The following is a 21,331-nucleotide window of genomic DNA, read 5'->3' on the forward strand; positions in this document are numbered from 1 at the left end:
ACGAAGTCATCTTTTAATGAAGCATATGCGAAGAATTTGCCAGATGCAGTGAAAGAGAAGTTAAAGAAAGCTGCGGAGGATAAAAAGGCAGTAAATCTTGTTATTGTTGGTGATGAAGGTTCTTCATCTGAAAAAGGTGCTTGGGCAGCTAAGTTAACGGCTAATTTAGAAGCTGCTTACGGTAAAGGTTTATGGAATGTGGCTGTAAAGGAATATAAGGGTGAAAGCACAGAAGAGTTAATCGTGAATAAGCGTGATAAAGAGATCGCGAAAGAGAATCCAGATGTGATTTTATTTGAACCACCATTTATTACTGATAACGGTAAAACTGGTAATGGGAACTCTGTTGCGAGTACACAGAAGTTTGTTCAAGCACTTTCTACTAGTGCAAAGGGTGCTACGATTATGATTCAACCATCAAATCCAGTGTATGGTGCGAAAAATTATCCGAAAGCGATCGAAGCATTAAAACAATTTGCGACGCAAAATAATTATACATATATTGATCATTGGGGAGCATGGCCGGATGCATCGACAAAGGCTATTTTACCATACTTAAAAGAAGAGTTTGGTTTCCCAACTGCTAAAGGTCATGAAGTTTGGGCACAATATGTAACGGATTATTTTGTAGCTAAATAATAAAAGGGGAGAGGGTATCGTCGACAAAATATGTTCGACAATACCCTCTCTTTTTTTGTACGATTTTTGCTATACTAAACTGTACTATAATACATGATGGAAGGAGGAGAATGATGAAAATACTTGTAGTTGATGATGAATCGAGTATTCGTAATTTGATTCGGATGCAGTTGGAGATGGAAGGTTATGAAGTATTGGCAGCGGCTGATGGGAGAGAAGCTTTAGAGCGATGGAATGAAGGGCCGGATGTATTGATTTTGGATGTTATGCTTCCGGATACGGATGGGTATGAGTTGCTTCGTTTGTTCCGTGAGAGGGATAGGGATATTCCAGTGCTTATGTTGACAGCAAAGAGTCAGATGAATGATAAGTTGCTTGGCTTGCAGCTTGGTGCTGATGATTATGTGACGAAGCCGTTTAATTATGCGGAGCTTATTCTTCGGGTTAAGAATATGGCGCGGCGTGTAAAGAAGACAGAGACCGCTGTAAGTCATGAAGTAATTGAGGCTGGAGAGATAGTGATTTGTCCTAAGGAAAGAAAGGTACATGTGAGTGGACAAGAGATTCAGTTAACGTACCGAGAGTTTAATTTATGTCAGTTGTTTGTTTCAAATCCGCAGCGTGTGTTTATGAGGGATGAGTTGCTTGAGAAAGTATGGGGATTTGAGTATATCGGAAATACGAGAGCAGTTGATATTATGGTGCAGAGACTTCGAAAGAAGCTTGGGACGAGCGGAGAATATATTAAGACAATTTATGGCGTTGGCTATAAACTGGATTGTTAAGTGGTGATGGTATGTCTTTAAAGCGAAATATGGTGTTTGGAATAGTTGGGCTGTTAATTCCGATTTTTGTTCTTTTATATGCAGTTGTTTATATTACGTTAGAAAAGAATATGTATCATAACGCAGCAGATTCTTTAGAAAAGTTAAGTGTAGAAGCACAAATTTATACGATGAATTATTTAGAGAAGGAAGCAGAAGTGGATACGCTTGGTCCTAATTCACTTTTAATTGCGTCGTATTTAGCGAAGCGTATGGATGTCCGTGTGCAGATGATCGGGAAGAATGGCGATGTTGTTGCAGATACACAAAAAGGAGCATTGCTTCACCGTAACATCGACATTGAGAGTTCCTTGAAGGGAAAGAAGTCTTATGTTTTTGAGGAGGCGGATCCAGCTCCCATTCTTTTGTTTTCAAGCCCGGTTTATTATGGAAACGATGTCATTGGAAGTATTCGTTTTATAAATGAGTTAACGGGTGAGAAGGAAGTTTTAACAAATGTGAGCTGGACATTCTTAATGGCGTCCCTTTGTTTAGTAGCTGCGGGTATTTTCTTTGCAATTCGTTTGGCGAAGTCTCTTCATAAACCAATTGATCAGTTGAGACAAATGGCACAGCGGCTCGCGAATGGTGATTATAAGAGTAAGATTGAGTTAAATGAGTACGTGGAAATCGCTCAGCTTTCAGCATCTTTTAACGCGATGGCCGATGGAATTGAGCTGCATATTAAGCAATTGCAGGAGGAGAAAGAGAAGCAGAAAGATTTCCTAGACCGCATTACGCATGAGCTGAAAACACCGCTAACGGCAATTATCGGTTATGTTGATTTAATTCCGAAGTTACAATCGAAAGAAGATGTACAGGAAAGTCTTCGTTATGTGGCTGTGGAAAGTGAGCGTTTATTATCACTTGTAGAGGAACTGCTTAAGTCTTCGAAATATGGGAAGAGTACGTTTGAAGTGTCTCCTACAGTTGTGAATATAAAGGAATTGGCAGAAGAAGCAGTTTCAATTGTGAAGCCTCGCCTAAATCAATTTGAAATTGAAGTGATAAATGAGTTAACGGGTGTACATGTTGTTGCAGATTTTGATAAGACGAAGCAAATTTTCTTAAATGTGCTTGATAATGCAATTAAGTATAGTGATGCTTCGCATATTCGTATGAATGTAATTGTAAATGAGCATGAGGCGAAGGTTTTTGTTCATGATGATGGGATCGGTATAGATGAAATGGTGCTTGCAGAGTGGAATGAGTCTCCGAAAGGAAAGGCACTTCCTTCTAGTTATGGGAATGGTTATGGTTTGTATATTTGTCAGGAGATTATGAATAAGCAGGGCGGAAGCATGCGGATTGAGAGTAGTGAAGAAATAGGTACTACAATATTCATTACATTTTTGCTTCCGAGAAGGATGGAAGACATAAAAAACTTGAAAGCGGTTAAATGATACATTTATGAAACAATTATGCGGTATTTTCGAAACAACGTTTTTTTATCTTGGAGGTAGGCAGAAATGAAAAGGCTATCATTTCAAATTCTTATGTTTGTCATTTGTATAATTGTTTCTCTTGTTTTGTTTTATGTTATGGAGAAGCAAATCTATAATCGAATCAACATTGTAAATGATAAACAAGCCGTTTTACAAAGGGTGAATGAATCTCTTCCAATTGAAGTGAAAGTAAGACATGAAAAGTGGGGAGAAATTGTTGTAACGGATGAAGTTCGTTTGCATACGATTGTTTCATTCTTTGACCGAATTCGAATAGAACCTGAGGGCGTTAAGAGCCAAGAACAAGTATTTACTGGAGAAGTAACGTACTTGAATGGACATAAGCGTACTTTTGCAGTAGGTGACTTGTTCCAGTATGGGGAAAATGTATACGGAAAGAATGGCATGGATCCGATGATTTCAGCACTTCAAACGTATTTATTAAGCCTGTATTACACGCCAGAGCGTATTAGTGATTTCTTTGCTTCGGCAAAGGATGTCGTAGTACGTCAAGGTGATGTGGTACGTACTATCAATCTTACGCACATACTTGATTCTATTCGGTACACAAAGCAAATTACAGATTACGGAGAAATTCAGAAGTTATTACAATCGCAGAATGAACCGATTGCTTATATTACAGCTTATAAAACAGGTAAGCGTGTAAAGAATGATCGTGAAGATATTCTTACGATTTCTGTGTATCCATCGTACTTTGTAGTGCAATATCTCGGTGATAATAACGGGAATGTCATGTATATGAAAGGCTCTCTAGCAGAGTTATTCGTAAAGGAGAATGCGTCATGAGAAAGATAGCCTTTTTCTTCTTTTTGCTAGTAATTGGAGGAGCGATGTCTAGTTGCTCTCGAGATACAACCTCTATTAAATATAGTAAAAATGGTCTCCCTATTTTGGATGATCGTCATATTGTTGCGTATGTAGCGGCTCGTGAGGAAGTTGGTGAAGCGTTACTTTCATCATTTTGTAAGCCACGCGGATGTACGTATGAATTTATTCGTCTTTCAACAGAAGAACTTCTTCGTAGAGTGGAAGAAGAAGCTGGCAATCCGAAGGCGGATATTATTATTGGCGGTACAGTAGATGCGCATCAAATGATGAAGCAAAAAAATCTTTCTATTCCTGTGATAAGCCAACATGCAAATCGTATTTCAAAGACTGTTAAAGATAAAGATGGTTATTGGTACGGTTATGAAGTGGAGAAGCTAGCAATTGCGATTAATAAAGAGCGGTGGAACGAGGAAATAGCGCCGCTCGGTCTCTCGTATCCGTTAAGATGGAAAGATTTATTGAATCCAGTATATAAAGGAAAGATTGTCATGCCCGATCCAAATGTTTCAGGTACAGCATATACGTTTTTTCAATCACTTATTGATACATTAGGTGAAGAGGAAGCGAAGGAATATGTGAAGAATCTGGCAGAACAAGTTGGAGAAGTAACAGTAAATGGTTACATCCCAGCAGAACTTGTTGCGAGCGGTGAATATATGATAGGCATCAACTTTATGGGAGATCAGAGAATGCTTCAAAAACAAGGCTTTCCTATTTTAAGTAACGAACCTGAGCAAACAGGGTTATCCGTTAATGCGATTTCTAAACTAAAACGTGCACCGAGTGGTATTATTGCGGATTTATTTATTGATTATTGTTTATCAGAAGAAGCGGGTCACATTTTAGAAAAAGTGTCGTTTGGCGTACCAACGATGTTTGCGAAGAATGAGAAAGAAATAGAAGGACAGCCGGTTAGAAGGACGAACCAAAATATATCAAATAGCGGAATAATCGAGATATGGAATAGACAGCGTCTCTCTCTGAAGTGAGAAAAGGAGACGAAAATATATGTTTAAATGGCTCAAGCCAGCACCTGCAATTGAAAGATTGCCAGCGGATATGATCGACCGTGTATATCGATTACTACGTATTCGTGTGTTAATCGGGATTTCAGTTGGATATGCTGCTTATTATTTAGTTCGTAGTAACTTTACGTTATCAAGTACGTACTTAGTACAAGAATATGGTTTTAGTACAGCTGAAATTGGTCTACTAGGTTCAGTAATGGCAATTGTTTATGGATTTAGTAAGTTCTTTATGGGGAATTTGTCAGATAAAGCTTTCGCCCAGCGCTTTATCGCAGTCGGTTTATTCTTATCAGGGCTTGTAAATATTTGTTTTGGCTTTGCATCTTCATTTGGGATGATTGTTACATTACTTGTTGTTAACGGTATTGTACAAGGTATGGGAGCACCACCTTGTAGTATTGTTATGACGAAATGGTTCTCGAAGAAAGAACGCGGTACGAAAACAGGTCTTTGGAATATTTCACATAACGTTGGTGGAATGCTTGTGCCACCACTTGTCGGAATTGGTGTAGGTATTTTTGGTGAAAACCATTGGCAAGGCGGCGTGTTTATTTTCCCTGCAATTATCGCAATGGTAATTTCAGTTCTTGTTTGGATTAATGCGAAGGATACACCAGAATCTGAAGGTCTTCCTCCAATTGATGAGTATCGTAATGACTATGAAAATCTTGAAAAAGCAGATAACGCTAACAAGATGTCACCAAAAGAAATTTTAATGAAGTATGTAGTGAAAAATAAATTTGTATGGTTCTTATGTATTGCGAATGCTTTTGTTTATTTAATTCGTTTCGGTGTTATTAACTGGGTTCCACTTTATTTAACGACAGTTAAAGGATTTTCAAAAGCAGAAGCGCATGCGGCATATGCAATCTTTGAAGGTATGGCAATTCCAAGTTCATTAATCGTTGGTTTTTTAAGTGATAAATTATTTAAAGGAAAACGTATGCCATTATGTATTATTAGTATGGTTGGTGTTGTTATTGGTACGTTTATATATTGGCAAGCAACTAGCGTACTTGTTGTAAGTATTGCAGTTTCTATTATCGGTTGTTTAATTTATGTACCACAGTTCTTAATCGGTTTAAGTGCGATGGAATTAGTACCGAAATTTGCAGTAGGTACGACAGTTGGTATGTGTGGTTTATTCGGTTATGTAGGTGGAAGTCTTGTAGCTAACGCAGCAATTGGTGTTATTGTTGATCGTTCTGGCTGGGATGGTTGTTTCATCTTACTATTAACAGGAGCGGTTTTATCAACAATCTTCTTATTTATTGTTCAACGTGGACATGAGAGAAAAGATCCTAAAGTAGCGTAATATTTTGTTTGAAAAAGCTATCCAATTATTATTTTGGATGGCTTTTTCTATATAATATAATCTTTCCTTAAATCTATCTTAAAAGATATAATGTCATATTTCTAATCATTGGAATTTTTGTTACAATATAAATGGATGTGTAAAACTTTGTAAAAATAATGTAATAATATGTAATCTATTTTCAGAAAGTTTTATACAATTTTTATATTAAACTATTAAGTTATAAAAGGGAGCGAGAATATGTTACCAAATACGGTTCGTACTCCAAACAAGAAGAAGAAATGGATTATTATTGGGGTTATTGCACTAATTGTTATTGTAGCAGCAATTAATATTTTTGTTATGCAAGGTAAGAAGAAAGGAGCATCAACAAATGCTGATGCTGTAAGTTTTGAGAAGGTAACGGAGCGTAAGCTGAATAATACGAAGTTAATTTCTGGTCAGGTGAAGCCTGGTAATATTGAAAGCTTCTATGCAGATCCGGCTAAAGGGAAAGTGAAAGATATTGAGGTAAAAGAAGGGCAAGAGGTAGAGAAAGGTACGAAGTTATTCTCTTATGATAATGAAGAGATTAACCTTCAAATGAAGCAAGCTGAGCTTGATCAGAAGATGGCGGATATGCGTTATGATCAAGGGAAAAAGAAGATTGATTCGCTCAAGAAAGAAATTAAGAAGGCGAAAGATAGCGGAGCTGGGAAAGAAGTAACAGATTCGATGGACGAGCAAGTAAGTGAGCTGGAGATTGCTCAAAAGACAACTGATCTTGAGAAAGAAAAAGGGAAGTTGCAGAAAGAAGAGTTAAGTAAAAAGCAGAAAGAGCTTACGATTTATAGTAATTTCGCTGGTGTTGTTCAAAAGTTAGATAAAGATGCGGCGCAAAGTTCATCTCAAGCGTTAGGTGGTCAAGGAAAATCGTTTTTACAAGTAGCTTCTAAAGATCCATTCCAAGTTCAAGGTACGTTAACTGAGCTTCAGAAGTCACAAATTCAAAAGGATCAAACATTCACTGTAACTGCAAAAGCAAATAGCAAGAAGAAGTGGACAGGTAAGATTACAGAGGTAAGTGAGTTCCCAACGAGCGCAGAGATGGCGCAAGCTGGCGGCGTGGGTGAAGCAACTCAAAATATGTCTCAGTATACATATAAAGCAAGTCTTGATAGTCAAGATGGTTTATCTCCAGGTTACCACGTTTCTCTGCAAGTAAACTTAGAGAATAAGACGATGATTGCTGTTCCAAGTAAAAGCATTGTAGAAAAAGGCGATGATGCATTTGTTTATGTTGAGGAAAAAGGGAAGCTTCGTAAACAAAATGTGAAAAAAGGTTCTACTGATGGAGACTGGACAGAGGTTGTAGAAGGCGTAACAGTGGGGCAAAAGGTGGTTAAAAATCCTTCCGACGATGTGTATGACGGAATGGAAGTGAAAGAGAAATGATTACGTTAAATAATATTGCTAAAACATATTATCAAGGAAAATTGGCGGTGCCGATTTTACATGGTATTAGTTTAACGATTCAGAGCGGTGAGTTCGTTTCGATTATGGGACCGTCTGGTTCTGGTAAGTCAACGCTTATGAATATTATTGGTTGCTTAGATCGTCCAACAGAAGGCGAATATAAGCTGAATGACGTGAATATCTTAACAGCAGACGAGTCAAAGCTTGCTTTAATTCGTAATGAATATATTGGGTTTGTATTTCAGCACTTTAATTTACTGCCTCGTCTTTCCGCGGTGGAAAATGTTGAGCTTCCGCTCGTATATGGTGGTGTGAAGAAAGCGGAGCGTCGTAAGCGCGCTTTGGAGGCGTTAGGTAAAGTTGGATTGGCAGATCGCGTGCATCATTTACCGAATGAGTTATCAGGTGGACAGAAGCAGCGTGTAGCGATTGCAAGAGCGATTGCAAATAATCCAACGTTCATTATGGCCGATGAACCGACTGGTGCACTTGATACGAAGTCTGGTGAACAAGTTATGGATATTTTCACGAAGCTTAATGCAGAAGGCACGACGATTGTTATGGTTACGCATGAAGAGGAAGTAGCAGCGTATTCTTCCCGCCGCATTGTACTGCGGGACGGGAAAGTTACAGAAGATAGAAGGTGTGCGGTATGAGTTTACTAGATAGTATAAAAATTGCCCTCTCTTCTATTTTAGCTCATAAATTGCGTTCAGCTCTTACGATGCTCGGTATTATTATCGGGGTAGGTTCAATTATTACTGTCGTTGCGATTGGGCAAGGCGGGGAAGCGATGCTGAAGTCGAAATTCGCAGGTTCTGGTGGTAATAACCTTATGCCAATTCAATTTAAACCAGATATTAATGATGAGTTTGCTATAGGTGGATTTGAAATGCCGAAGTTAACGGAAGAGGATATTTTGGAAGTAAAACAAGTGAAAGATGTTTCACATGTTATTACGACAAACCAGAATTCAGAGGTGCTTGATGTAAATGATAAAAAAGCAAATCTGAATGTTATTGGTCTTGATAATGAATATTTTGCGGTTAATAAAGTAAAGGTCGTAAAGGGACGTACTTTAAATGAATCAGATATTTCTCATGCAAATAACGTCGTGATGATTAGTACAAAAACAGAAGAGACGTTATTTAAGGGCGTAAATCCAGTAGGACAAATTATTGAGATGAAAGGACAACCGATGCAAATTGTCGGTGTGTATACATCTGATAATGAATTTATGGGATTTGAAATGGAAGAAGCGTTAATCCCTCTTACGTTATGGCCTGTTTTATACGGAACAGATGAAATTCAAAGTATCGCAATTCAAGCTAAAAATGTAGACGATTTAGAAGCAGCAGGGAAACAAGCTGTTGATGTATTAAATAGTCGTAAGCCAAGTGAAATTCCGGGTAAATATGAACTGGTTAATTTAAAAGAATTCCAAGAAAATGTTTCTAAAGTTACTAACATTATGACAATGATCATCGGTGGTATTGCTGGTATTTCATTAGTCGTTGGTGGAATTGGTGTTATGAACATCATGCTTGTATCTGTAACGGAGCGTACACGTGAAATTGGTGTACGTAAAGCACTCGGGGCAACACGTAGTAAAATTCTATTACAGTTTTTAATTGAAGCTGTTATGTTAACACTTCTAGGTGGTTTAATCGGAATTGGTCTTGGGTACGGCGGAGCATATATCGTTTCCACATTCGCAAAATGGCCACCGCTCGTTTCGTGGGAAGTTGTTGTTGGAGGCGTACTGTTCTCGATGACACTCGGTATTATTTTCGGATTAATTCCAGCAAATAAAGCTGCGAAATTAGATCCAATTGAAGCATTGCGTTATGAGTAATTAATAGTGTAGTAGAACTACACATTACCGTTCTAATGGGCGGTTCGTAGCCTCTTGCGTGAGGAAGTGAACCGCCCGTTAGAACGGGTTATATAAATAGAAGGAGGCGTTATAATGGAAGCAAATATTAATACGCAAGATGTAGGTGCGAAGAAGCCATCATTATTAGGAATGATTACTTCTCCAGGTGAGCAATTTGAGAGAATGAAGACGAAAAGTCCGGTTTGGGGGGCATTTTTCCTTTTCATTATATTAACAGCTGTAATTGCAGGGATTAGCATGTATCAAGTAATGAATCATCCTGATGTAATGAGTGAGGTACCTGATGCCGAAGCGGCTAAAGTTGTTGGTTACTTCGGAATAGGAGCAGGTATTGTTGGTGGACTATTTGGTACTGCGATTTGGTTCTTCATTGCGGCAGCTATTTATAAAGTGATTATGATGTTTATGAGTAATGATACTTCATACATGAAATTATTATCTATTTATGTCTACACATATACGATTTCAATTTTAGGTGCAATTGTGAACTTTATTATTAGAATGATTATTGGTGGAGATATTGAAACTTCTTATACAAGTTTAGCAACTTTATTTGAGCCAGGTACAGTTGTTCATGGTGCTGCTTCATCATTCGAAGTTTTCAATATTTGGGCATTAGTTGTAATGGGATTAGGATTACATATTACGGCTGGATTAAGTAAAAAACAAGCAACGATTTTAATTGTTATTTTCTTTATTCTTTCAGTTGGATTTAGTAGTTTAAGTGGTCTAGCTCCAAAATTAGGTGCATAATTCATTCTTTTAGAAAAAGGTGACTCTTCAAAGGAGTCACCCTTTTTTATTTTTACCCTTATTTCAAATACCAACAACAAAATTTCAAATACTATCTAGTGTAATTTCAAATTCCATCGGTAGTATTTGAAATTACTCACAGTGAAATCTTTTCTTTATTTTTATATTGTGAAGGTACCGCGGAATACTAGAAAGGTATACCTTTTAGAAACGGGTACTGTGTGAAGCCAGCGACTTTTACAGAGGCAGTTGTTTTGTATGAAGGAATGATTGTAAATCAAATAAAGAAATTAGGTATTCGCCAAGATTATGAAGAGTATTATCAATGTGGTTTAATTGGTCTTTGGCATGCGTATGAAAGATTTGATGCAAAGAAAGGGTATTTCCCTGCATATGCACTTGTAACGGTGCGTGGTTATATATTAGAAAGATTGAAGAAAGAATCTACTGTACAAGAAAGATGTGTATGTGTAGGAGAGTATGAGGATATTTTTCATTTTGAAGATGTTGAAATAAGAGTGAAGGATTTTATGAGTGTGTTAGATGAGAAGGAGAAGTATATTATTTTTGAACGTTTTTTTGTAGGAAAGACGATGGGAGAAATCGCTTTAGAGACGGAAATGACATATTATCAAGTAAGATGGATGTATCGGCAAGCACTCGAGAAAATGCGAAATAGTGTAAGGGGATAAAAATAGCAAATAGAATGGAAGTTAAGGAAATACTACCTTCCATTCTATTTGCTATTAAGGTGATGAATCTTGCATGTTCATTTGGGATAATACATATCCAGCTTTCCATAATTGCTGACTTAGCTTATGGGAACTAATTTGTATCGTTACGGTAGCTCCGTTTGAAAAATGAATTTTAGCTTGTTTAGCTTTTTTGAAAAACTCTATTGTATGAACATGTTTGAAGAAAAGCCAAATACAATTTGGAGAAGCAGGAGATTCTGTTGGGAAAGCGCAAATATATTCTCTATGATTGATCGGAATTGGAACGTTTTGTTTAAATTTAAATTTTGTTTTTACGGCATTACGTCTCCCTTGATAGGTAGAATGAATATTTGTTAGACAAGATTTCTGTATAAGTTGGAGAGCAGTCTGACAGGAGTAAAGATGGTTTCCGCTACTGTCGATGATTTTTGTACGGTAATAAGGGTGTTTACATGGTTCAAGCATCATTGTAGAACTAGAAATAAAAATGTTGTTTTCATTATCCATAATTCTATATCCTCCCTTATAATTTTCATTCTGAATATAATTATATATAAATTAAGTAAATTGGTTGTTAATATTCTATTTCATATTGTAAATTTTGGCTATTCGTTTACAATCAATAGGTGATAGTCTTTCTAATTTGCATCGCTTGTACATATATATGAAAATAGAAAAGAGTAGGCGGTGATATAGTATGAAGAAAAAGTATATTATTATGGCTTTAGTTGTCATTCTCCTAGTATATTTAGCAAACAGCAATCCGAGTAAAGGAGAATATACAGAATGGGCAGCGAAGCAGTTTATGAAGCGAAATGATGTGAGTAAGAAGCTAGATGAAGTTCAAAAAGAGAATGAAGAGGGTCTTCTTGGCGACTTGGCATCGACCGGTAAAAAGTTAGCGAAAAAGTATGTTGAGCCACAAGTTGGGTTATTAATTGATCATTATACGAAGCGAAATGATTATATATTCTTCTCAACATATACGACTGAGTTTGATATAGGTGAAGAACATTATAAGTACGTATGCGTCGGTTTTTCAAAGATTTTTATTCCGATTGAAATGCCGAAGAAAAAAGACGAATCTGCAAAATGATGCAGATTCGTCTTTTTCATTTTATAAAGTAATTGGAATTTCAGATACATTTTTTTCTACAAGGCGAGCTCCCTTTTTTCTTGTATTTTCATCAATGGATGAAAATACAGATGAGGCAAGGATTGTATCCATTACTTGATTTACGACTTGTGCATCGATTGGTGTGATGGGCGTATCGATAGAAAAAACGACTGTTTTTCCATCTTCTTTCGCGAAAATTAACTCTAGTACTTGCATGTGTTATTCCCTCCTTTGTATTTATCCCGCTATTTACGGGACTCGGGTCTGCTGGTTAAATTGCGGCTAATAATCAGCGGGGATGAATAAAATCCCCACTGATCTGAAGTTTTACTTTATAGTTTAGAAAGATCTGATGTGCTTACAAGTTGTACAGCATGAAGTGGTGATGCTTGTAAGGAAGCGAGAGCATGAGCTACGTTGTGTACTTGATCTAAGCTCGCATTTGTTTTAACACGTTTAAATTGTTTGCTCTTGAAAACTGTTTTGCCATTCTTATCTAATCCGTTGTTTAATACTAGACGTAAAGTTAAATCCATTACGATTGTTTCAATTGCCATGTGTATCACCTCCTTTCACTTTATAAATAGGGCGTGAATGTCATGTTTTGGCGTGAAATTTTTTCTTTTTTTTGGTACCCTTAAAAGATTAAGAGAGGAGAATTCTGGATAATGAATCGTAAATGGTTATTTTGGATTCCTGTATTACTATGGATGGGGCTGATTTTCTATTCTTCGGCACAACCATATAAAAAGCAGGATATGCGTTCAGATATTGAACAATATGTAAATGTTGAATTTGTAAAAGAGCATTTTTCATGGGTATCTATTGATTATGGTGGAGGAACCCCTGTTAGTATTGCGAATAAAGGTGTAGGCGGATTTATTGAGTTTTTCCTTCGTAAAGGTGCTCATTTTATGGTGTTCTTTATGCTAGGTTCATTGATTTATTACGCTTTTCATCGATCAGGTCATTCGAGGAAAAGATGTTTTATATATGCCATTCTTTTCGTTGCGGGTTATGCAACATTTGATGAAATTCACCAATGGTATACGGGGGACCGTACACCAATGTGGCAAGATTCATTGCTTGATACGTGCGGCGGATTAACGGGAATTATAATAAGTAATTGGTTTTGGAATAGAAAAAAGCGCTAATCTCATTTCGAGATTAGCGCTTTTTTTGCAGGTAGTAAAACTTCCCGTAAAAGCCCGATTGGTGAGGGCTGATAATCAGTGGGGGATGAACAAAACCCCTACTGATTAAAGTTTCACTTTATACACCAAGTAATTCTTTTAGTTCGTCTGTTGATAGTTCAGTCATCCAGCTATCGCTTGTGATGACCGCATTGTTTAGAGATTGTTTTCTTTCTAGCATTTCATCGATTTTTTCTTCTAATGTTCCTGTTGTAATGAGTTTGTGAACATGAACAAATCTTTTTTGACCAATGCGATATGCGCGGTCTGTTGCTTGATTTTCCACAGCTGGATTCCACCAACGATCGTAGTGAATGACATGGTTGGCAGCAGTTAAGTTTAATCCTGTTCCCCCAGCTTTTAAGGATAAGATGAAAATGTCATACGTTCCGTTTTGGAACTCCTCAATCATCTTGTCACGATCTTTTTTCGGTACACTACCGTTTAAGAAGAGGACACGCTGGCCAAATTGTTCTTCTAGCACACGTTTTAGCATGTTTCCCATGCCGATGTACTGAGTGAAGATGAGGCAACTTTCATTTTGATCTTTTATATTTTCGATGAGCTCCATTAACGTTTTTGTTTTCATAGAGCGTTCAACGACATTTTGTGGTGCTTCTTCTTTTAAATAAAGAGCAGGATGATTACAAATTTGTTTTAGCTTGTTCAACATAAGTAATATAAAGCCGCGTCTTTCAATTCCGCTTAATCCTTCTACATTTTGCAGTGTATCTTGAACAAGTTGTTCATATAAGGAAGCTTGTTCACCAGTAAGAGGACAGTAAGCTTTTTGTTCTTGTTTATCTGGTAAATTTAATGCGACTGTTTGATCTTTCTTCGTTCGGCGCAGTAAAAATGGTGAGATAAACCGTTGAACTTGCTGGATTTTTCCTTCATCACGATCTTTTTCAATCGGTGTGACGAAGCGGCGTTGGAATTGTCCTAAGCTTCCGAGATATCCATGATTAATAAAGTCGAAAATGGACCAAAGTTCAGCGAGGCGATTTTCCATTGGTGTACCAGTTAAAGCGATTTTGTGATTTGCCTGCAAGTTTCGTACTGCTTTCGACTGTTTCGTATGTGGGTTCTTAATATTTTGTGCTTCATCCAAAATAACAGCATCCCAGCATAATGAAGTCAGTTCTTCCTCATCGAGTTGAGCCAATGCATAAGATGTTAATACAACATCTGCTGATTGAAGGAAATCTTCAAATGAATTGCCCTTCTCTCTATTACTTCCGTAATGTAATTGGACACATAAATTCGGTGCGAAACGCTCAAATTCTTTTTGCCAATTTCCAAGAACAGATGTCGGCGCTACGATTAATGCAGGGCCTGTTTTGAGATTGTTTTCTTTTATATATAGTAAGTAAGAGATTGTTTGAATACTTTTCCCGAGTCCCATATCGTCAGCTAGCAATGCTCCAAATCCAAGCTTTCGTAAATATAATAACCATTCAATACCATGTTGTTGATACGGACGAAGTGTTGCGTTTAGTGAAGTAGGGACATCTACCTTTGGAATATCTCCAATATGAAGCAGCTTTTGGAATAGTTCCTCATAATATCCATCTAGTTCGATTTCAATATCAGTAAACGGACTATCATCTTCTACAATTTCTGTTTCAGCCGTATTTGATAAATGTTGCTGCAGGACATCTTTCATCTCTAGTCCGTATTTATCGGCACGGTTCATGAGTTTCCTTACTTCTTCGATAAAGGCTGGATCTAGTCGCATCCATTGACCATTTATATTAAATAGACGTTTGTTTTGTTCAACGAGCTCGAAAAATTCGCTTTCTGATAAATCAATGCCGTTCGTCGAAATGCGCCAGTCAAAATTAACGAGCGTATTCATACCGAAGAACGATTGTGTTTGTGCTGTATTTTGCTTCAACTGGACACGTAATTTCGGTTTTGTTGCTTTTAAATTTTGCCACCATGATGGTAGTAAAATTGTAATGCCGGCTGCAAGTAATTCGTTGCTTGCATCTGTTAAGAAGTTCCAAGCTTCTGTTTCAAAGAGCTCATTTCGGAATGTATCTCCTTCTTTTAACCACGGTATGAGCTTACTAAAACCTTCTTGTGTTTCTGTAATCCGTTCTTCGTAATCGTGCCATCTTTTCGGTAAGGAATCGATGTTTTCATATACATATATGCGATGAGCCCCGCGCTTTGGTGTCACAATTGTTTCAAGCTTCCACATTTCAAATTCTTCTTGTGGTTCTTGTAGTCTTAGTCCGATTGTAAACGGAAGATCATCTTCAATATAACCGATTTTTCGAAGCCAATCTTCTTCATGTAGTGCTGTTTCCAATTGTCTTTTCGTAAAGTCGTAATGTTCATATAGCCTTTTAGCATCTTCCCAGCCGTCATTTGAGCGATTATCTTGTAATATGCTTTCATTAACTGCTGCTGAGAAAAGAGATGCTAATGTATCATCTTCAATTGGTGTATTTTGAACTTTCCAAGATGGCTGTTTAGGCCAATGATTCATATCTGGTACGAAGCTACCACTCGTAAAGGCGTCCCATAATTCATTTGCATCTTTCGTAAGTGCTGTAATAGGTCCGTTTATTTGCATATGTGCAAAGGAATTCATCGGTTTGTTTGCAATGTATTCAAAGGCTTGTGCATTTGTTAGGAGCACACCTTGTTTTCCTTCGAAGGTTGCTTCTTTTAGAGAAGTACCGTAGAAAGAAGTGGAGTGCCATGTGAATGCATTTCGTTTCCAACTTGTTACGGATAATGGAGTACCGCTGTCATCTTCTCCCCAAAGGAACCAACCTTGACTAACATGCTGGAGCCTAATTGTTACTTCAGTTTGATTGATCATCGATTAATTTTCCTTTCCGTAATTCCTCTTGTAGTGCACGCAGACGTGAATGGAGATTGGCGATGTGAATAATGAAAGCATCCCATTCATCGGTGCGTTTTAATCGTTTATACAATGTACGTAATTTCTTTAAGTAACGAACTGCGCGTTTATATGATTTACGATTTCGTTCTTCAATCGCCTCTACAGCAGCAAGATGGTAAAGAGGAAGTGCCACTTCTGGCGCTTCTTTTTCAATATCTTTCAGTGGCTCTTTCAACAGCTCAATTGCTTCAAATCCATATAGGAGATGAAGCTCTGCCCATGTACGATACTGTTTTTTCGCGAGTACGTACTGTTCATAGTTTGTGAAACTATACGGTAATAGTTCTTGTAAGATCATTTCGAAACCAGCTTGTTCATTTGTATGTGTTGCATATGTTTCATACATGATTACAAATAGCCGAACGACATCTTTTATGAAAATCGTATTTTCGTGATCTTGGATCGTTTTCTTTACTTGTTTATACGTAAAGGAAAGCCAGTTTTTTGCACGATCCCAATGCATGGCACTTAATAGTTCTTCTAACCAATAGAAGTATAGACTCACAACAGAAGCAGGCTGTTTTTTTAGTAAGTCCATCGCTAGTAGATCTTCGTCATTTAAAAAGAGAAGATGAGAAGACGCTAACGCTTTAGATAGTGGATTGATTTTCGTATCGATTCGTTTTTCTTCTTCTTGTATTTTCTCTTTATTGTTTAAAAGTTCACTCCATATGTGACGATAAATGAAAAATCGCTCTTGCGTATAAGCGTCGGTAGAGAAGAATACTTCATGAACGAGACGAGCTGTTTCTTGTAAAATTATTTCAGACTCTGAAGGAATCGCTTCTGATTGTAAGTCCCGAACGATGGATTCCACTTTGTCTACAAATAGGCGAATGACATTAACAGGTTGGTGATAAGAATATGTTTTGTTTGCTTCGAATGCCTGAATTTCTTCTAATAATTTTTGAAAGCAGTAAAGTGCTGCGTGTAACCTGAATAATTCATGTATCGCAATGATACGCGGAGCTTTCCGCTCAAGTTTCGTATAGAAATCTGTAAAGATACTCATAAGAAAATACATTTGTTTATAAGTAAGCCGAGCTTGTTCTTTTTTAAATGAATCATATTCTTTTTCAAAATATGATTCCCAACTTTTATAGTCAGTTTCTTCAAAAGCTGATGATTGTAATACTTGTCTTGCAGTTCGAATAGGGGGAAGGGAAGGTTTCGTATTATTTTTAAATAAAGTTAATACATCTCCTACTTGCCCAAAACTAGACGCTGCAGATAGTAATACAGCGAGCATATGCTCACATTGTGTTGGTGCGAAGCAATCACAATAGCTTTCAGCGACGTTACGAATCGGAATATGAACGCTATATACGTTGCCTTCCGCATCTACAGTTCCTGATAGTGTATAACCATCAAAGTCAACGTTATAGACAACACCACTACGATATAGGTGCCGAGCTGTAGCGACATGTTCCTGATCAGCTGTTTGCTGTGGATCTAGTCCTTGAACGAACTCATTCGCAATCATCATAATTTCATCTTTCGTAATTGAGTGTTGCAGCATAATATTCCTCCGTACACATATTTCTTTCCTTTACCATTATAAACAAAAAATGCTCAAAACAGAAAAAATGAAATTTGGATTACATAACTTGAAAATCATGGTAATATATAAAATGTTAATTTCGTATATTACTATATATTTATAGGAGGGGAAGTTGTGTCAGATTTACAAGCGAAGTTTGGGAATGGTATGAACAAGTTGCAAGAGGGAATTGAGCAAGGAAAGATGAAGTTGCAAGTTGCACAAGAGGTTGCACAACTAAAGAAAATTACGCAGGAGAAGTTACAAGCGAAAACTGAAATTTTGTTGGAGCTTGGTCAAACTACATATATGCAACTGCGCAATGATGAAGTTCGAATAGAGGTATTGAAAGGAATTGTAGAACCGGTACAAGAGCTTGATATTGCTATTTATAACATGCGTAAGCAAATTGCTAATTTGCAGAATCAAGGTCAGAAAGGGCAGTGTAGCTGTGGTGGCTCATTATCATTAAATGATAAATTTTGTGGACAGTGCGGGAAAGAAAATGAGTTACTCCTTCAAACAAACAATGTTGAAAATAAATCATGTTCTTCATGTAGTGAACAAATCGAAACAGAAGCTATATTCTGTCCAGTTTGTGGTATGAAGCAAAGTAAGGAGTGAGGAACATGTATTGTAAAACTTGTGGTTTAGAACAGTCTGATGTATCAAATTATTGTACGCATGATGGGTCTAGTACAGGTGGTGTAGCAAGTCATATTATATTAGCGCCTAAAGACTCAAAATATTGCCGAACTTGTGGAGTGGAAAGTAAAGAAACTGCTACATATTGTGAGAAATGCGGCGATTCCTTACTAGTAGGTATTACGAAAAAAGAAATGAAAACGAAATTACCAGACCAGGGTGTACAACTAAATGTGGGTTCATCTGGAATTGCTTTGAAAAAAGGCTTACTTGGTGGTGGTCTGGCAATTATATGCATGTTTTTGGCTGGCTGGATTAGTAGTTTAATTATCGATGCAGCGATGAATGATTTAATGAGAACGATGGTTACAAATACGAACGGTATGCTGGATATGACTACCATTAATCAATCTTTCATTGGCATAGCGCCATTAATTTTAATGTATCATTTAGCGGGTCTTGAAGTCAGTGGAAGTGGTACATACATAATGTCATTTATTCTTCATGTCCCATTGTTCATTTTATTAACTATTCCAGCACTTATATTAGGTGGAATTGGCTTTTTTGTAGAGAAAAAAAACCCGTCTATTGTTTGGCGTGAGAAGCTAGTAACAGCATGTATTATCGGTATTGTATATGGAATTTTCTTATGTGTTATAAGTTTTGTAGCAAGTTCTTCTACGACGATTTCTCAATTCTATGAAACAATGACAATTAATGTTAGTTATTCTCATATTATTAGTTTGTTGTACGGTATTATATTTGGTTTATTATTTAGCTTTATTGGCATGAGTATTGCAGCGGGACCACATCGTATGCTTTCCGCAATTAGTCAAAGTGTTCCATATGCAGCATCTATTTATTATAGTGTAGTGACTGTTTTAAAAGGATTAATCATTACATTTGGTATTATACTTATTACGATTTTATTTAGTAGTTCAAAATCAATGGGACCAATTGATTTCCCTGAGAAAACATATAAAGCATTAATTTCATTAGAAGCAACACCGTATATGTGGAATATGGCTCACTTTGCTCCAACTGCAATTGAATGGGCGAACATGGAGAAAGAAATACAGAACTATCCAGGAGGAAAAGGGCCGTTACATTTATCATATACATCAGGCATATCATTAAATGGTACGTCTTTAAAAGATGTGGCAATTGCTAATGGTGCTTCTGCTAAAGAAATTAAATATATGGATGATTTCAATTCCTACATGCATTGGTGGGGTTTATTAATTTTAATACCATGTATCTTACTATTTAGAGCTGGAATGAAATTAGCTCAATATCCAATGAAAAATATATATGTAACAATTGCGATGTTTAGTGCGGTTTATACTGTGATGATGCTTTGTGTAAATGGATTAGCAAAAATCCAAATCGAAGCTTCAGGTAGTAAGGAAATTATGAAGGAATTTACGGGGATTTCTGGTCCGCTATTATCGATTCAAAGTAGCACGATGTATTTAATAGTAGGTAGCTTTATTCTTTCTTACGTATTAGTGTTTGCTGGGATGAAGTTGGTAAAAAAATAAGGGGGAGAATCGCTTGAAGTTTTGTGGAATATGTAATGAAAAAGTTGCAGACCATTTAAATTTTTGTCCAGAGTGTGGAAGTAAGATAGAAGAAATAGCTGATCAAACAGCTTCTTCTCGTTCAGAAATACAACGGGAAACAAAGCCGGTGAAAAGTAAGAAGAACATATTTTTACTGCTAGGTTTTCTTGTTATTTTTGCTATATTGTTCGGAGCATATAAATTTGGTGCAAGCAAGTTTTCAAAGGAAAAACAAGTAAACGTTATGATTGAGGCGTTTCAAAAGAAAGATGCGAATGCAATTGATGAGTTTGTAAAGGTAGATGATCCGAGCTTAAAGATTAAGGCAGAGGATATTAAGGCATATATCCGTTATTTAAAAGACAACCCTTCATATAATAAAGAGCTGCTGTCTTATTTACAAAGAGAGACAGTGGATCAAAAACTAGCAAGTGATAAAGCATCGTTTAAAGATGGACAAATTATAGAAGACGGAAAAGAATGGTTTTTATATCCGAAGTATAAATTTAGCATGAAATCGTATTATATGAATGTAAGTACAACTGCGAAGAATGCAGAAATATATGTGAATGATAAGAAAGAAGTAGAATTGTCTAATGACAAAACTTCAAAAGAAATTGGTCCATATTTTCCGGGTTCTTACGTTGTAAAGGCAAAAGCAAAGTCAGAGTTAACTGAGTTAGAAACAGAAAAAGAAGTAGATTTAGCAGATGAAAAAAGTGCGAAGGTAGATGTAAATTTATCATTAGAAGGCAATTATGTAACAATTTCCTCTGATGAAAATGATGCAAATGTAGTTGTGAATGGTAAGAAGCGTGGGAAGTTAAGCCGCGGAAGTTATAAACTTGGTCCTGTACCAACAGATGAAACGGTAGAAGTGCATTTAGAGAAAAATGCTGAGTTTGGCTTAATTAAATCAGAAAGCGTTAAAGTTGGAGACCAAAGCACCTATTACTTAAAATTCCCGAAAGAAACATCAAGTTCAGCGGTGGGCGAATTTGTAAAAAATCATATTTATGATAACGTACGTGCAATTTCATTAAATGATTTTAGTTTAATTGAAAATAATTATGATAAGAGCGGGAAATCGTATAAGGAAGACCGTGATTATATACAGTATTTACACAAAAAAGGAATTACAGAAGACTTATTAACGATGGAAGTTCGTAATGTAGAGCGTCAAAGTGATACGAAATATAAAGTAACGACATATGAAGAGTATCATATTCGTTACGGTGATGGATCTGTGAAGTTCAAAAGTTTTAACAACGAACATATTGTAACTGTGAATGGAAATGGAAAGATGTTGTATCATTCTCTTGGTGCAAATAATACGTTGAAATCAGAAGATGTATCTGGTCCAACTCGTTAATATGAGAGAGGCTGTTCAATATTTGAACAGCCTCTTTTTGTAGCTAAATCGATATTTCGTG

The 21,331-nt window shown here is 36.7% G+C and carries 21 protein-coding genes; 16 read left to right on the forward strand and 5 right to left on the reverse strand.

The genetic code is table 11. The features are described 5' to 3' along the window. The 11 genes from MR167_RS23550 to MR167_RS23600 all read left to right on the forward strand — a co-directional run. On the forward strand, positions 1-639 hold a 639-nt coding region (locus MR167_RS23550), incomplete at its 5' end, for an SGNH/GDSL hydrolase family protein (protein WP_242315606.1). Positions 640-752: 113 nt separating this feature from the next. Beyond that, complete coding sequence (locus MR167_RS23555; protein ID WP_000699556.1) at positions 753-1,424, forward strand: response regulator transcription factor; 672 nt, start codon at positions 753-755, stop codon at positions 1,422-1,424. Positions 1,425-1,435: 11 nt separating this feature from the next. Further along, the gene (locus MR167_RS23560; protein ID WP_042596733.1) at positions 1,436-2,866 is read left to right on the forward strand and encodes a HAMP domain-containing sensor histidine kinase; all 1,431 of its coding nucleotides are present in this window, start codon (positions 1,436-1,438) and stop codon (positions 2,864-2,866) included. A 66-nt stretch (positions 2,867-2,932) separates the two neighbouring features. After that, the gene (locus MR167_RS23565) at positions 2,933-3,715 is read left to right on the forward strand and encodes a DUF3919 family protein (protein WP_242315608.1); all 783 of its coding nucleotides are present in this window, start codon (positions 2,933-2,935) and stop codon (positions 3,713-3,715) included. After that, a complete protein-coding gene (locus MR167_RS23570) occupies positions 3,712-4,746 on the forward strand; it encodes an ABC transporter substrate-binding protein (protein WP_001225641.1) in 1,035 nt (344 codons plus the stop codon). Before MR167_RS23565 ends, MR167_RS23570 begins: the two co-directional genes overlap by 4 nt. Before the next feature lie 19 nt (positions 4,747-4,765). Beyond that, entirely contained in the window at positions 4,766-6,100 is a 1,335-nt protein-coding gene (gene pgtP / locus MR167_RS23575) for an MFS transporter (protein ID WP_000477603.1), read from the forward strand. Positions 6,101-6,340: 240 nt separating this feature from the next. Beyond that, positions 6,341-7,534 (forward strand): efflux RND transporter periplasmic adaptor subunit, encoded by a 1,194-nt coding sequence (locus MR167_RS23580; protein ID WP_242315610.1) that lies wholly within the window; start codon positions 6,341-6,343, stop codon positions 7,532-7,534. Continuing rightward, positions 7,531-8,211, forward strand: coding sequence for an ABC transporter ATP-binding protein (locus MR167_RS23585; protein ID WP_000631619.1), 681 nt, complete (start codon positions 7,531-7,533; stop codon positions 8,209-8,211). Before MR167_RS23580 ends, MR167_RS23585 begins: the two co-directional genes overlap by 4 nt. Next, complete coding sequence (locus MR167_RS23590) at positions 8,208-9,410, forward strand: ABC transporter permease (RefSeq protein WP_000054363.1); 1,203 nt, start codon at positions 8,208-8,210, stop codon at positions 9,408-9,410. The genes MR167_RS23585 and MR167_RS23590 overlap by 4 nt, the downstream gene beginning before the upstream one ends. A 114-nt stretch (positions 9,411-9,524) precedes the next feature. Beyond that, entirely contained in the window at positions 9,525-10,205 is a 681-nt protein-coding gene (gene yknW / locus MR167_RS23595; protein ID WP_000387918.1) for a YknW family membrane protein, read from the forward strand. 221 nt (positions 10,206-10,426) lie between these two features. Next, entirely contained in the window at positions 10,427-10,897 is a 471-nt protein-coding gene (locus MR167_RS23600; RefSeq protein WP_000801296.1) for a sigma-70 family RNA polymerase sigma factor, read from the forward strand. Positions 10,898-10,951: 54 nt separating this feature from the next. Here the strand turns inward: MR167_RS23600 and MR167_RS23605 are convergent, their stop codons facing one another. Continuing rightward, positions 10,952-11,428 carry a competence protein ComK gene (locus tag MR167_RS23605; RefSeq protein WP_000368310.1) on the reverse strand — a complete coding sequence of 159 codons (477 nt, stop codon included), beginning with the start codon at positions 11,426-11,428 and terminating at the stop codon, positions 10,952-10,954. Positions 11,429-11,618: 190 nt separating this feature from the next. Here MR167_RS23605 and MR167_RS23610 point away from each other — a divergent pair, with 190 nt between their 5' ends. Next, entirely contained in the window at positions 11,619-12,017 is a 399-nt protein-coding gene (locus MR167_RS23610; protein ID WP_242315612.1) for a DUF4359 domain-containing protein, read from the forward strand. A gap of 21 nt (positions 12,018-12,038) precedes the next feature. On the opposite strand, the gene MR167_RS23615 is transcribed toward MR167_RS23610, so the two are convergent. Next, positions 12,039-12,254, reverse strand: coding sequence for a DUF2922 domain-containing protein (locus tag MR167_RS23615; RefSeq protein WP_001197592.1), 216 nt, complete (start codon positions 12,252-12,254; stop codon positions 12,039-12,041). 116 nt (positions 12,255-12,370) lie between these two features. Continuing rightward, positions 12,371-12,595 carry a DUF1659 domain-containing protein gene (locus tag MR167_RS23620; RefSeq protein WP_000963861.1) on the reverse strand — a complete coding sequence of 75 codons (225 nt, stop codon included), beginning with the start codon at positions 12,593-12,595 and terminating at the stop codon, positions 12,371-12,373. A gap of 111 nt (positions 12,596-12,706) precedes the next feature. Between MR167_RS23620 and MR167_RS23625 the strand changes: the two genes are divergently transcribed. Further along, positions 12,707-13,192, forward strand: coding sequence for a VanZ family protein (locus MR167_RS23625; protein WP_001080704.1), 486 nt, complete (start codon positions 12,707-12,709; stop codon positions 13,190-13,192). A gap of 118 nt (positions 13,193-13,310) precedes the next feature. On the opposite strand, the gene MR167_RS23630 is transcribed toward MR167_RS23625, so the two are convergent. Together MR167_RS23630 and MR167_RS23635 are read right to left on the reverse strand one after the other, a co-directional pair. Then, entirely contained in the window at positions 13,311-16,067 is a 2,757-nt protein-coding gene (locus MR167_RS23630) for a DEAD/DEAH box helicase (protein WP_242315614.1), read from the reverse strand. After that, positions 16,051-17,670: an SWIM zinc finger family protein gene (locus MR167_RS23635; RefSeq protein ID WP_000939128.1), complete on the reverse strand. Its 1,620-nt coding sequence runs from the start codon at positions 17,668-17,670 to the stop codon at positions 16,051-16,053. The genes MR167_RS23630 and MR167_RS23635 overlap by 17 nt, the downstream gene beginning before the upstream one ends. A gap of 156 nt (positions 17,671-17,826) precedes the next feature. On the opposite strand from MR167_RS23635, the gene MR167_RS23640 reads away from it, so the two are divergent. The 3 genes from MR167_RS23640 to MR167_RS23650 are packed head-to-tail and all read left to right on the forward strand — an operon-like array spanning position 17,827 to position 21,270. Then, complete coding sequence (locus MR167_RS23640) at positions 17,827-18,315, forward strand: zinc ribbon domain-containing protein (protein WP_001281738.1); 489 nt, start codon at positions 17,827-17,829, stop codon at positions 18,313-18,315. A 5-nt stretch (positions 18,316-18,320) separates the two neighbouring features. Next, complete coding sequence (locus MR167_RS23645) at positions 18,321-19,877, forward strand: zinc ribbon domain-containing protein (RefSeq protein WP_016078175.1); 1,557 nt, start codon at positions 18,321-18,323, stop codon at positions 19,875-19,877. A gap of 13 nt (positions 19,878-19,890) precedes the next feature. Beyond that, complete coding sequence (locus MR167_RS23650) at positions 19,891-21,270, forward strand: zinc ribbon domain-containing protein (RefSeq protein WP_000666859.1); 1,380 nt, start codon at positions 19,891-19,893, stop codon at positions 21,268-21,270. The last annotated feature ends 61 nt before the right edge of the window (positions 21,271-21,331 follow it).

Source organism: Bacillus cereus group sp. BfR-BA-01355 (assembly GCF_022663675.1).
Lineage (GTDB): Bacteria > Bacillota > Bacilli > Bacillales > Bacillaceae_G > Bacillus_A > Bacillus_A thuringiensis_S.